Genomic DNA, 12,491 nt, shown 5'->3' on the forward strand with positions numbered 1-12,491 from the left:
GCGGCGCCGCTTTTTTCCATCGGTTCTATTTCATGCTCAGTTTCGCGCTTGCTTTTCTGGTCTCGCTCTTCGTGACCTTGTTGATCGTGCGCTTCGCACACCTGCAGGAAGGCGTGCTCGGCGACACCGATCTCGCCGGCGTGCAGAAGTTTCACGCGCGGCCCGTTCCGCGCATCGGCGGCGTGGGCATCATCTGCGGGCTCACGGCATCGGCCGTGCAGTTGCGATGGGGCTATCCGGCCGTATCGGGCGGCATTCTCGGCATCGTCGCGTGCGGCTTGCCGGCGTTTCTCTCCGGGCTGATCGAAGACCTGACCAAGCGCGTCTCGCCGCTCGCGCGCCTCGTCTGCACGATGGCCGCCGCGGGCCTCGCCTATGCGTTCCTGAACATCGCGGTCACGCGCATCAGCGTGCCGCCGCTCGATTTCCTGTTGTCCTACGCGGTCATTTCATGCGCGGTGACGGTGCTCGCCGTCGCGGCGCTCGCCAACGCGGTGAACATCATCGACGGCTTCAACGGCCTCGCATCGATGGTCAGCTTCATGATGTTCGCCTCGCTCGCCTATGTGGCGTTCCAGGTGCACGATCCGATCGTGCTTTCCGGCTCGCTCATCATGATGGGCGCGGTGATGGGCTTCTTCATCTGGAACTTCCCCGCCGGGCTGATCTTTCTCGGCGACGGCGGCGCGTACTTCGTCGGCTTCATGCTGGGCGAACTCTCGATCATGCTCGTGATGCGCAACCGCGATGTCTCCGCGTGGTATCCGGTGCTGCTCTTCATGTATCCGATCTTCGAGACGTGCTTCTCGATCTATCGCAAGAAGTTCATTCGCGGCATTTCGCCGGGCATTCCGGACGGCGTGCATCTGCATATGCTCGTCTACAAGCGTCTGATGCGCTGGGCCGTCGGCGTGAAGAACGCGCATGAGCTGACGCGGCGCAATTCGCTGACGTCGCCGTATCTGTGGCTGCTGTGTCTCGTCGCCGTGATTCCCGCGACGCTCTTCTGGCGGCATACGGTGCATCTGTTCTGCTTCGTCGTCGTGTTCGCGGCAACTTACGTGTGGCTCTACATGAGCATCGTGCGCTTCAAATCACCGCGCTGGCTCGTGTTTCGCCGGCCGCACACGGTGAAGAAATGAAGCGACGCCGCCTGAGTTCCAGGCGGCGTTTTTCATTCGAAGCCTTATTTCAGGTGCTTTGCGAAGAAATCCGCGGTGCGGCCGTTGGCGAGTTGCGCGGCCGCCGCGTCGTAATGCGCGCCCTGATTGCGCGCGAACGCGTGATGACAGCCGGGATACGTGTACACCTCGACATTCGGCTGCCCCTTCACCGCCGCCAGCACGCGGTTGCGCGCATCGGCGGGAATGAACTCGTCCTCTTCCGCGAGATGCAGCATGAGCGGCACCTTGATCTTCGGCAGTTCGGCGAGGTATTGATCCGTGCCGCCGCCGTAGTACGAAACCGATGCGTCGACATCCGTGCGCGCCGCCGTCAGGAACGAGAGCAAGCCGCCGAGACAAAAGCCGACCGAGCCGATCTTGCCCTGCACTTGTGAGAGTCCGCGCGCGAAACCGATCGTCGCCGCGATGTCCTCGACGCCCGTGTTCACGTCGAATGCGTTGTAGTACTTGAGCGCCTGCTGCCATTCGGCTTCGGTGCGATCGGTGAGCTCGACGTTCGGCTCCAGCCGCCAGAAGAGATCGGGGCATAGCGCGACGTATCCCTGGCGCGCGTATTCGTCACAGGTTTCGCGCATGTCGGCGTTGATGCCGAAAATTTCCTGAATCACGATCACGGCCGGCGCGGTCGTTTGCGCGGGATATGCGACGTAAGCGTCGAAATTGCCATCGGGGATGGAGATGCTGAGCGTCTCGGACATGGGAAGTCTCCTGGATGATGAAGCGAGCCCATCATATCCAAACTTTCCCGCGCCGCGCTCGAAGCGGACCACTCATCTCGGCGATGATCGCGAGTCCCCGGATGAATCGAGCGTATCGATCGATCGGGGCCTTGCATGCGTGTCGCGCCGAACCGCCCATGCCATTTCCCTTCTGCGAGGGTCGATTGTTATCGAGTGGCTCGCGCGGCCGGAACCGCGCGTCCTCGTGGGCCTGCTTCCCCGGCATCGCGGGGCACCTCGTTCCGGCGTGTAGCACGCACATCGCGCATATTGAGTGGTCTCAAGCCGGATCGGACCGCTTCCGGCCATTGCATCTTCGGTCCATCGAACGGCGGCGATCCGCCAGAATGCCGTGCTTTGCGGACATCGATTCGAAGCGTCCGATGAAGCGTGGTCCGGCGCACACGCGCTTCCGTCGTTTCGCGCCGAAGACTAGTCGCAAGACGCCGCCGCAACCGCGCACGACAAGAGCCGCTGCTATATTCGACGCAAAAAATAGGGGTGCCGGGGCCGTCATGCGCAACAAGTTCGCCGTCGTCTGGATCTGGCTTTGCCTGCTTCCGCTCGCGTTCGACTTACGAAGCGTCGAGACGGCCAGCAAGGCCATCGATGTTCTGCTCACCGTGACATCGATGGGCGCCGCCTGCGCGATGCTGCTCATCGCGCCGCGCTTCGCGCGCCGCTCGCGCATGCGCGGGTTCGTCAGCGCGCTCTTTCTGCTCACGATCTTCGGCAGCGACGCAACCCAATGGCTGCAAGGCAACGACGCCGGCAACTACGCGCGCGTCGTGCTGCCGTTCCTCTTGATGCTGCTCGGCTATTTCGTAGGCTGCCGTCCGTGGGATGCGCAGCGTCTTGCGCAGATCGAACGCGCGATGGTCTGGTCGATGATCGCATCGCTCGTGTTCGGCGGCGGTTTCGGCATGGCGATGCCTGGCGGCATCGACACCTTGAGCATTCGCGTCGTCCCGGTCACGTTCCTTTGTCTGCAAGGGCTGTTGCTGCACGAAATCGTCTTCGCGCAGCGCATCGGGAAGCTGGCCGGGCTGTTTTTTCTCGCGACGATCGTCATCGAGATTCTGTTCGGCACGCCGGGCCTCCTGGTCGGCACCGTGCTGCTGATCGCTTATGCGACGTGGCTCGCCGCGCCTTCGCTGCGCGCGTTCTTCGCCGCCGGTCTGCGCGCGGCCACGATCCTGACGCTGCTGATCGCGATGGCCACCGCGACGGCCACGTTCTTTCCGACGATCGGAGCGCCGTGGATGAAGCGTCTGTCGCTCGTGCAGGATGCGCCACCCGCACGCGATCCGGTGCTGATCGCGCGTCTCGCGGAAATGAAGGATCAGGTCGATCAGACTACGTCGTCGGCAATGTCGACGATCGTCGGCATGGGCTACGGACACGACTATCGCTACGCGCCGTCGTATCTGCCGGATCTTGCCGGCGACATCAGCGAGCAGGACTTCTACGCCTTCAAAAAATGGGCGGCCGGCCGCGACTTCTGGGTCTATCAGTTCTTCGCGGGCGGCGTGCTGTTCGGGCTCGCGCTGCCGATCGCCATTCTGTGGGCGCTCTGGCGCGGTTCGCGGGCGTATCGCGCATGGCGGCACAGCACGCCCGATGCGCCCTGGCTGCCGGTGCTCGGCCGTGCGCTCTTCGTGCTCGCTGCGCTGCCCGCGACGTCGATCGGCGGTAATCCGCTCGGCGAGCGTTTTCCGGGGCTGATGTTCGGTGTCGCGCTGGGTCTCGTCGTCGCGTCGTATGCGCGCATCGCGCATGGCATCCACGCGCGCGCCGCCGAAGCGGCCGGTCGCACGCCGCAGCAAAGCGCGCCTTTTTACGGCGCGCCGCCCGACATGCATCCGCAAGACGGGCCGCTCACGGAGATACGTCCGGCGAATCCGCCGCGCGCGTCAGGTTCGCTGCCCGCGCAGTAAGGTCCGTCCGCTCACTGCGCGCGCAGATGTGCCCGCAGATAAGGCGCGAAGCCGTTTTGAACGGAGATGATCTTCGTCGCGCAGTCGTCGAAATCCGAGCCTCGCGCGCGCTCGTCCTCGAACATGCCCTTGCATTGCGCGAAGAGCGAGATCGTCGCGCCGTCGCCGTTCGGGACGCGCGTCGCCGAGAACACCGGCTTGCCGGTGTCCGAAGGCACGTCGGTTTCGATCGCGGCATTGTCGGCGCGTGTCAGGCGTTCCTTCGAATTCTGCTCGACGTAAGTCTTCGTGAGCTTCCAGGCCGCATCGCACTGTGCGGCGTCGCGGCATGCGACGGTCGCATTGCGTTGCGCCGTATCCAGCGATTGCTGCGAGAGCAGGAACGTGCGTTCCTTCGTCTGCTCCTTCTCGACGGACGAGCACGCGGTGAGGACGATCGAAGCGACTGCGAGAGCGATGAGCTTTTTCACGGACGGAAAGCCAAAGAATCAGGTCGGACGGCGATTATAACGACGCCCGCTTTCGGCAACCATTTGCGTGCGGTATCGCGCGATCAGGAGGAGACACATGAAACACGCGCTTTTGTGGCTGGCCATCGCGGCCTTCGCGCCGTCGTTCGCGTATGCGGGCGATTCGGCCGATACTCCGTCGATGGACGCGCTGCTCGCGCAACAGAACGGCTATGTGGGCAATCCGGCGGGCGGCGCGCGGCTGCGTCCGGGCACGCGCAAGGCCGACGCAAAAGCGATGATGATGCCGCGAAGCGCGGCGGCGACGCTTTATCCGGCGCCTTCGGGTCTGAAGGCGCCGGCGTCGAATGCCGCGCGTGCGCGCGACATCTACAAGTCGCCGTATTGAACTGAGAAGACCTACTCCGCGATGCTCTCGTAGCTGTAATAGCCCGCGTAGGTGCTGCCCATCAGCACCTTCGATTGCGGCACATCGGTGAGGAGCACGCCCTTCATGTGCACGCCGCCGTGATAGAGGCGCTTCATCGTTTCGCCGATTTCCTGCACCTGATTCTTGCCGTGCCGCACGACGAGCAGGCTCGTGCCCGCGTGCCGGCCGATCACGGTCGCGTCGGTGACGGCGAGCACGGGCGGCGTATCGATGACGACGAGATCGTAGAGCTGCTTCAGTTCGCCGAGGATTTCGCCGAGCCGATCGCTCGCGAGCAGTTCCGCCGGATGCGATGGCAGCGAGCCCTTCGGAATCAGATCGACGCCGGGCAACACGTCGTGAACGATGACGTCCATCGCGTTGGCGCCCATCAGCACGTCGGATAGGCCCGGCGTGTGACGCACGCCGAAGTGCGAGTGGATGTCGCCGCGGCGCATGTCGCCGTCGATCAGCAACACGCGCTTTCTCGTCGATGCGACGAGCGTCGCGAGATTCGCCGACAGAAACGACTTGCCCGCTTCGGGCCGCGAGCCGGTCAGCATCACGACGTTGTTGCGCGCTTCGCCGAGCTGCAGTTGCAGCGACGTGCGCAAGCTGCGAATGCCTTCGACGGCCGCATCCTCCGGTGCCTGCGCGGCGAGCACGTGCATGCCTTCGCGGCGCATGCCGACCTGACGTTGCAGACGAAGCTGCTGCGTGCTGCGCGGCACGATGGCGAAGACGCGCGTGCCCAGTTGCCGTTCGATGTCTTCGGGACGCTCGACGCCGCCCCACAGCGACTTGCGCACGAACGCCGCGATGATGCCGAGCACGAGGCCGATGCCCGCCGAGATCAGGATCACGAGCGCGCGCTTCGGACGCACGGGATCGTCGGCGGGTTGCGCGAGATCGACGATCCGCACGTTGCCGACCTGCCCCGCCTTCGCGATGCGCAATTGCTGCGCGCTGTTCTGCAGGTTCGCGTAAAGCTCGCTGTTCGAGCGCACGTCGCGCGTATAGCGCAGCGCGGTCTGCTCGGTATCGGGCAGCGTCGACACGTTCTTGCCGAGGCGCGTCTGCGCGGCGGTGAGCGATGCAATCTGCGCATCGAGCGCCTGCACCGACGGATGATTCGCCGTGAAGCGCAGCGACAGTTCCGCGCGCTGTTGCTGAAGATCGGAGAGCTTCGTCTTGTTGTCGACGATCTGCTGCAGGAGCAAGCGGCTCTCTTCGGAGAGATCGACGGAACCTTGCTTGTTGCGAAACGCGCTCAGGCGCTGCTCGGCTTCATCGAGCTGCTTCTTCACGAGCGGCAGTTGCTGCTCCAGAAACGCGAGCGTGTGCTCCGCTTCGGCCGAACGCTTCTGCGTGTCCTGCTCCACATAACGATTCGCGATGTTGTTGACGATCGCCGCGATTTGCTTCGGATTACTACCTTCCAGAGATACGCCGATGATGCCCGATTGCAGTGCGGTCTCCGCCACGGTCAGGCGCTGCTGAAGACGGTCGATGGTCGTGATCGTCGAGAAGCGTTGCAGTTCGAACTGCACGCCGGGCTTGCTGTCGAGCTTGTCGACCTTGAGCGTCACCGGGCCTTGCGGCGTCGCACCCGACACTTCCTTGCCGACCTGCCCCGTCAGCACGACCAGTCCGCTCGGATCGCGCAGTTCGTAAGCGCCGCGCTCGAGCGCGACGAGTGTGAACTTCCTGTCGTAGAGCTCCTTCGGCGTGTCGAAGAGCGGCACGTCGATGGCTTCGCCGCCCCACGCAAAGCGCGACAGATAACCCTGCGGAATCGGCCGGTTCAGCATCGCGAACACGTTGCCGACGAGCTTGCCCACGACCGGCAACACGCGCGGCGAGGCATCGATATCCAGATGCAGACGCCGCACCGTATCGTCGATGACGAGTCGCGAGCGCAGCAGTTCGATCTGCGCGGCAGTCGAAGTCTTCGTTTCGGTGAGTTGCGGAACGGCGGCTTGCAGCGCCTTGGCGCCGGCGTTCGCGTTGTTCGTGTTCGCCGGCTCGTCGACCTGGATCATCGCGTCGGCCTTGTAGGTCGGCGTCGCGAGATACGCGTAAGAGGTGCCGAGCGCAATCACGGCGAGCATGACGAGCGTCACGAGCTTCCAGTTGAGCATCGCCGCGGCCAGGTAATCGGACAGGCGCAGTTCGTCACCCGTCGATACGTCCACGTATCGCGTATCAAAGTTCATCGACATGATCTCGCTCGCTTATATTTTTTAAGTCGAACCATGATGCTCCGGCGCGCCCCGCGCGCGCCGGTCAGACACTTGATGCCAGATGCTTACTTCGTCAACACGGCCGCCGTCAAACCAGCGTTGATCGCCGGCAGCAGCAGGTTGAGCACGCGCGAGAAGCGCACGAGCCCGTTGTTGTCGACATAGACGACGTCATGCGGCTGCAGCTCGAAGTTGTTCGCGAGCAGCATCGACACCGGCGACAGCGCGTCGAGCTTGTAGACCTCCGGCTGGTCCGTCGCGCCGTTGCGGATCACGTACAGCTCGCGCGGGTTCGACGTTTCCGGGTTGAAGCTGCCCGCCTGCGAGATCGCGTCCGACAGCGTGAGCTTGCCGTTGCGCATCGGGATGACGGTGGCCGGCTTGGTCACTTCGCCCATCACGTAGACGCCGTTTTCGTCGCGCGAATCGACACGCAGCGCATCGCCCGGCTTGAGCATGATGTCCGACGGGCTGCGGCCCTTCGACGTCATGCCGGCCATGTTGATGTGATACGTGACGCCATCGCGGATCAGCGTGACGCGGCTCTGATCCGCCGTCGTCGCGAAACCGCCCGCGCGGCCGATCGCCTCGGTGAGCGTCATCGGAATGTCGTTGATCTGCTGCGCGCCCGGCGTGCGGACATCGCCGTCGATATACACCTGCGACGCGCGGAACGACGCGACGCGCACCGTCACCTGCGGCTTCACGAACACCTTCGACAGCTCGGCATACAGCTCGCGCTGAACCTGCGTCTCGGTCTTGCCCGCGACGTGCAGCGGCTTGTTCACGTACGGGAATTGCAGATTGCCGTCGGCATCGACGACGAAGCCGGGCGCGGCATCCGACGTGCGCGTCTGGTTCGCCGGCTGGCCGAGCGCCGCGACGAGTTCCGGGTGATCCCAGACCGTGATCTGCAGCACGTCGCCGACGCCCAGCTTGTAAGGCGCGGGCTTGCCGTAGAGCGAGGCGTTCGGATCGCCCGTCACGGACGGCTGCGCGGCGCGCATCTTCTTCACGAGCGCGGCGTCGATCGTCGTGATCGGAATGTTGGTGGTCGTGGCCGGATCGCCCTGATCGTTCGACGTTTCGACGAGCTGGGCGGGCTTTTCCATGTGCATGCCCGGCGAGAGCCCGCAACCCGTCAGGATCACGGCGACGGAAGCTGCCGCAGCCAGGCTCGTGAGGCGGAAGATACGCGACACGTTGGTGTTGGCGGCCATGGAGGTGGTGCCCGGTTGTTGTTGGTTGTGCATGATGGTCGTCCCCTGCATCAGTAAGCGTTGGTGTGGCGTAGTCCCTTGAAGATCGTTGCGGCGATGATTCTCATATCGAGCCCGAACGACCAGTTACCCAGATAGTACAAATCGTGAGCGACGCGTCCTTCCATCTTTTCGATCCGATCCGTTTCCCCACGAAAACCGTTGACCTGGGCCCAGCCGGTGATGCCTGGCTTGATCCGGTAACGATGGATGTACCCCGATACGACCTTCTGATACAGGTCGTCATGTTCGAGCGCGTGTGGACGCGGGCCCACGACCGACATGTCGCCGCGCAGAACGTTGAAGAACTGCGGCAGCTCATCGAGGCTGGTGCGGCGCAGGAACGCTCCGACACGGGTCACGCGCGGATCGTTGCGCGTGGCCTGGCGAAGCACTCCGGCCTGTTCCGTGTGCAGGCGCATCGAACGGAACTTGTAGATGGTGAAGACGCGGCCATCCGCGCCTTTGCGGTTCTGCCGGAACAACACCGGCCCGCGCGAAGTGAGCTTGATTGCGAGCGCGATGCAGATGAGCGCCGGCGAGACCGCGATGATCGCGCCGAGCGCGAACAGGCGGTCGAAGATTTCCTTTTGCAGCTGCGCCGACGCCGACAACGGCGTCGCGACGAGATTGATCGCGGGCTGGCCGAGCAGATCGGTGACGCCGCTTTCGAACAGCGCGAGGCTGCGCACGTCGGGGATGAAGCGCACGTTGATGAGATCGTCGCGGAATTCGTTCACGAAGCGCAGGATCGTGGGCTCCTCCGACAGCGGCAGCGCGAGCCACACTTCATGGACGTTCTGCGCGCGCACGAAGGCGACGAACGCGTCGAAATCGTCATACACGGGCAGGCGCGTGTTCAGACGCGACTTGCCCGCCGCCGCGTTGAACGCCGCGCACATGCGAAAACCGGTGTCCTGCGAACGCTCGATCTTGCGCAGCATCGAATCGCAATGTCTGCCGCAGCCGACGATCGCCACTTGCTGCAGGTTCAGGCCCGCGTTGCGCATGTGCGCGAGAATCGCGTGCGTGATGAGACGGCCGGCGATCATGAGGCCGCCGGACATCGCGGTCCAGTAGGCGAACCAGAGGCGCGACACGTAGTCGAGCCGATGCAGCGAGAACATCAGCGCGAGCGCGCAGCCCTGCACGACGAGCCAGCCGAGCGAGACCTGACACGCAAGCTGAAGCTTGCTGCGGCCGCGCCACGACTGGTAGACGCCGAAGCCAGGAAAGAGCGCAAGCGAGAACGCCGCCGCGAACGCGACGAACGCCACCGAATAGGTGTGTGCCTCGATGTACTCGAACCTGATTTGCGACGCCACTGCCGCACCGCCGACGATCATCAAGACGTCGAACAGGCGCGCGAGCAATCCCTGTAAATCGCGCATGTTTTTTTCCCCGGAACGCAATCAGCCCTTTACCGCCCTTCAGTCTCCTCCTCGCGTTAGCCCCGTCTTCTTCTTGTGAACGGTTGCAAGAAAGTCTTCTGCCTTCGAACGCTCAACTGCGCCCGTAGGTGTCGTCGAAACGCACGATGTCGTCTTCGCCGAGATAGCTCCCCGACTGCACTTCAATGATTTCGAGCGGCACCTTGCCCGGGTTCTCCAGACGATGCCGCACGCCGAGCGGAATGAACGTCGATTCGTTCTCGGAGAGCAGAAACTGCTCTTCGCCGCGCGTGACGAGCGCCGTGCCGCACACGACGATCCAGTGTTCCGCGCGATGGTGATGCATCTGCAGCGACAGCTTCGAGCCCGGCGACACCACGATGCGCTTGACCTGGAAGCGCTCCCCGTGCTCGATCGAATCGTAGAAACCCCACGGGCGGCGCACCTTGCGATGCGTATCCGCTTCGGGCGCGTGCTGCTCGCGGATGCGCGCAACCAGCCCCTTGATGTCCTGCACGCGCGAACGGTCCGCGACGAGCACGGCGTCGTCCGTCTCGACGACGATCACGTTGGTCGTGCCGACACACGCGACGAGCCGTCCGCCTTCGGAGCGCGCATAGCTCGATGTCGCGCCTTCGAACACGACGCGGCCGCTCGCGACGTTGCCCGATTCGTCCTTGTCCATCGCGTCCCACACGGCGTCCCACGAACCGAGATCCGACCAGCCCGCGACGAGCGGCACGACCACGCCGTCGCACGGCTTCGTCGGCGTGCCGATGTGCTCCATCACCGCATAGTCGATCGAGTCGGACGGCGCGCGCCCGAACTGCGCCGCCTGCGGGCGGAAGAACTTGCCGTCGGCCTCGCCCTCCTGCGCGGCGGCCGAGCACGCCGCGTGCATGTCGGCATTGAGCTTTTGCAGCGCCGCGAGCCACACGCTCGCGCGCACGACGAAGATGCCGCTGTTCCACCAGTACGTGCCCGCCGCGACGTATTGCGCCGCGAGTTCCGCCGCCGGCTTTTCGACGAAGCGGTCGATCTCGTGCGCGCCGTCATCGAGCGCCGCGCCCAGACGGATGTAGCCGAAGCCGGTGTCGGGGCGCGTCGGCGGAATGCCGAGCGTCGCGATCACGCCGCGCTCCGCATGTTCCGCAGCGATCGCGATCGCGCGATGCAGCGCCGGAATATCGGCGATGGAGTGATCCGCCGGCATCGCGACCATGATCGCGTCCTCGCCGTCCTTCACGGCGGCAAGTGCCGCGAGCGTGAGCGCGGGCGCGGTGTCGCGGCGCGCCGGCTCGACGATGATGCGTGCATCGACGCCGGCTTCGCGCGTCTGTTCTTCCGTCGTGAACCGATGCTCTTCGCCGCACACGATGATCGGCTCGCCATCGACCTTGAAGTTGCCGGCAAAGCCTTTGAGCCGCGACACCGTCGCCTGGAGCAGCGAGTCACGTCCGACGACGCCGATCAGCTGCTTCGGGAATTGTTCACGCGACATCGGCCACAGGCGCGTGCCCGAGCCGCCGGCGAGGATCACAGGGACGAGGCGGCGGCACGGCCCGGCCGCCTTGGCCGGGCCCGCCTCCACACCTGCTGCTCCCTGCTTCACCCCACCTTCCGTGCGTGCTTCATTCGTCATAAAGAACTCCTGCCTGCCTGTTCGTCCGAACGGCGAACCGTTCGGGAAATGATTAAGTGCCGGACCGATCGGGTCCGGCCAAAGGTCCGACGTTTTACGCCATAGTCGGGCTCAGAGCGGCCCACGTCACATAAGCGCGCGGGTCAGCCGTTCGCCTCGCGTCTGCTCTGCATCCGGTACTCCGTCGGCGAGATCAGAAGGCGCTTGCGGAAAATCTTCGCGAGCCTGTCGCCGTTGCCCATGCCGCTTCTGCGCGCGATCTTGTCGACCGGCAGTTCCGAATCCGTCAGAAGCGCACAGGTCACGGCGAGGCGCGCCTGCAGCAAATAATCGGATGGCGTGATGCCCATCTCGATCTTGAAGCGGCGCAAGAAGTTGCGCTCGCTCATCGCGGCCACCTGCGCCGCATCGACGACCGAAATCGGCCGTTCGCAGTTGTCCTGCAGCCAGCGCGCCGCCGCGCGGATCTTGTCGCCCGCCGACGCCACGCCGCTGTCGCCGAGGATCGACACGAGCTTCGCGGCCGAACCGGGCATCAGACGTTCGGCGACGCTGCGCGACACGTCGATGCCGAGATCGCGCTTCACGATCAGAAGCGCGCCCTTCATCGACTCGTAGCGGTCGCCGGCGTCGCCCTGCTGCTCGTCGCGCACGAGTTGCATCGCGTTGCCGTAGCGCGCCTGCGCGTCCTGCGCCTGACCGATGCCCGCGGCGTCGAGCACCTTGCGGCCCTCGGAAATCGCGCGCACGACCGTGGTCTTGGTCTGCACGCGACGCAGCCATTCGATGATGCGATCGTCCTTCGCCGCTTCTTCCGCGCCACGGCCGCCGGCGACGAAAAGCGCGTCGAAGCCGCCGTAGTGGCGCGCATCGAGACCGTCCGTCCAGACGCGCACCGACGACGAGCACGCCACGTTGCCGCCTTCGACCGACAGGAACCGCACGTCGTACGTGCAATCCGGCCGCGACTTCGCCGACGACAGCTCGTTCGCCATGTGGAAGACCTCCGCGACGATTCCCGCGCCGAGCAGCGAAAAGCCGTCGAACAGCAGGATCGCGACCTGGCGCACCTCGGTCTGCGAGGCGTTCGACGCGGGAGGCGTCCAACCCATGACTGCGGGTTCAAGAGTGGCGTAAGGCATGGTCATCCTCTGCAGCTTGTTTCCTGGAAGGCGCGGAAGAGTTGTTCGGTCATTGCGGCGCATCAATGGACTTCCCGAACTTCGCCGGGTTGCCG

At 64.5% G+C, this 12,491-nt stretch carries 10 protein-coding genes; 3 read left to right on the plus strand and 7 right to left on the minus strand.

Annotated elements, in window-relative coordinates:
- Positions 1 to 32 precede the first annotated feature (32 nt).
- Entirely contained in the window at positions 33 to 1,142 is a 1,110-nt protein-coding gene (locus tag QCE58_RS12300) for a glycosyltransferase (protein WP_033537192.1), read from the plus strand.
- A 44-nt stretch (positions 1,143 to 1,186) separates the two neighbouring features.
- Here the strand turns inward: QCE58_RS12300 and QCE58_RS12305 are convergent, their stop codons facing one another.
- Entirely contained in the window at positions 1,187 to 1,882 is a 696-nt protein-coding gene (locus tag QCE58_RS12305) for a dienelactone hydrolase family protein (protein ID WP_008342514.1), read from the minus strand.
- Between the two features lie 536 nt (positions 1,883 to 2,418).
- On the opposite strand from QCE58_RS12305, the gene QCE58_RS12310 reads away from it, so the two are divergent.
- Entirely contained in the window at positions 2,419 to 3,840 is a 1,422-nt protein-coding gene (locus QCE58_RS12310) for a hypothetical protein (protein ID WP_309779600.1), read from the plus strand.
- A gap of 11 nt (positions 3,841 to 3,851) precedes the next feature.
- On the opposite strand, the gene QCE58_RS12315 is transcribed toward QCE58_RS12310, so the two are convergent.
- Positions 3,852 to 4,310, minus strand: coding sequence for a hypothetical protein (locus QCE58_RS12315; protein ID WP_034472777.1), 459 nt, complete (start codon positions 4,308 to 4,310; stop codon positions 3,852 to 3,854).
- 97 nt (positions 4,311 to 4,407) lie between these two features.
- On the opposite strand from QCE58_RS12315, the gene QCE58_RS12320 reads away from it, so the two are divergent.
- The gene (locus QCE58_RS12320) at positions 4,408 to 4,698 is read left to right on the plus strand and encodes a hypothetical protein (protein WP_008342521.1); all 291 of its coding nucleotides are present in this window, start codon (positions 4,408 to 4,410) and stop codon (positions 4,696 to 4,698) included.
- Between the two features lie 11 nt (positions 4,699 to 4,709).
- Here the strand turns inward: QCE58_RS12320 and QCE58_RS12325 are convergent, their stop codons facing one another.
- The 5 genes from QCE58_RS12325 to QCE58_RS12345 form a co-directional block, all read right to left on the minus strand.
- Entirely contained in the window at positions 4,710 to 6,941 is a 2,232-nt protein-coding gene (locus QCE58_RS12325; RefSeq protein ID WP_250521355.1) for a polysaccharide biosynthesis tyrosine autokinase, read from the minus strand.
- 86 nt (positions 6,942 to 7,027) lie between these two features.
- Entirely contained in the window at positions 7,028 to 8,182 is a 1,155-nt protein-coding gene (locus tag QCE58_RS12330; RefSeq protein WP_008342525.1) for a polysaccharide biosynthesis/export family protein, read from the minus strand.
- Positions 8,183 to 8,232: 50 nt separating this feature from the next.
- Positions 8,233 to 9,612 (minus strand): undecaprenyl-phosphate glucose phosphotransferase, encoded by a 1,380-nt coding sequence (locus QCE58_RS12335; protein WP_008342527.1) that lies wholly within the window; start codon positions 9,610 to 9,612, stop codon positions 8,233 to 8,235.
- A gap of 112 nt (positions 9,613 to 9,724) precedes the next feature.
- Entirely contained in the window at positions 9,725 to 11,254 is a 1,530-nt protein-coding gene (locus QCE58_RS12340) for a mannose-1-phosphate guanylyltransferase/mannose-6-phosphate isomerase (protein WP_239295211.1), read from the minus strand.
- A gap of 143 nt (positions 11,255 to 11,397) precedes the next feature.
- Entirely contained in the window at positions 11,398 to 12,396 is a 999-nt protein-coding gene (locus QCE58_RS12345) for a GlxA family transcriptional regulator (RefSeq protein ID WP_033537200.1), read from the minus strand.
- Between the last annotated feature and the right edge of the window lie 95 nt (positions 12,397 to 12,491).

This window comes from Caballeronia sp. LZ028 (genome assembly GCF_031451415.1).
Lineage (GTDB): Bacteria > Pseudomonadota > Gammaproteobacteria > Burkholderiales > Burkholderiaceae > Caballeronia > Caballeronia zhejiangensis.

What these genes read in the sequence shown, in the direction of transcription:
- QCE58_RS12300 (WP_033537192.1), top strand. Translation starts at nt 33, where the DNA reads ATGCTCAGTTTCGCGCTTGCTTTTCTGGTCTCGCTCTTCGTGACCTTG.
- QCE58_RS12305 (WP_008342514.1), bottom strand. Translation starts at nt 1,882, where the DNA reads ATGTCCGAGACGCTCAGCATCTCCATCCCCGATGGCAATTTCGACGCT.
- QCE58_RS12310 (WP_309779600.1), top strand. Translation starts at nt 2,419, where the DNA reads ATGCGCAACAAGTTCGCCGTCGTCTGGATCTGGCTTTGCCTGCTTCCG.
- QCE58_RS12320 (WP_008342521.1), top strand. Translation starts at nt 4,408, where the DNA reads ATGAAACACGCGCTTTTGTGGCTGGCCATCGCGGCCTTCGCGCCGTCG.
- QCE58_RS12325 (WP_250521355.1), bottom strand. Translation starts at nt 6,941, where the DNA reads ATGTCGATGAACTTTGATACGCGATACGTGGACGTATCGACGGGTGAC.
- QCE58_RS12330 (WP_008342525.1), bottom strand. Translation starts at nt 8,182, where the DNA reads ATGGCCGCCAACACCAACGTGTCGCGTATCTTCCGCCTCACGAGCCTG.
- QCE58_RS12335 (WP_008342527.1), bottom strand. Translation starts at nt 9,612, where the DNA reads ATGCGCGATTTACAGGGATTGCTCGCGCGCCTGTTCGACGTCTTGATG.
- QCE58_RS12340 (WP_239295211.1), bottom strand. Translation starts at nt 11,254, where the DNA reads ATGACGAATGAAGCACGCACGGAAGGTGGGGTGAAGCAGGGAGCAGCA.
- QCE58_RS12345 (WP_033537200.1), bottom strand. Translation starts at nt 12,396, where the DNA reads ATGCCTTACGCCACTCTTGAACCCGCAGTCATGGGTTGGACGCCTCCC.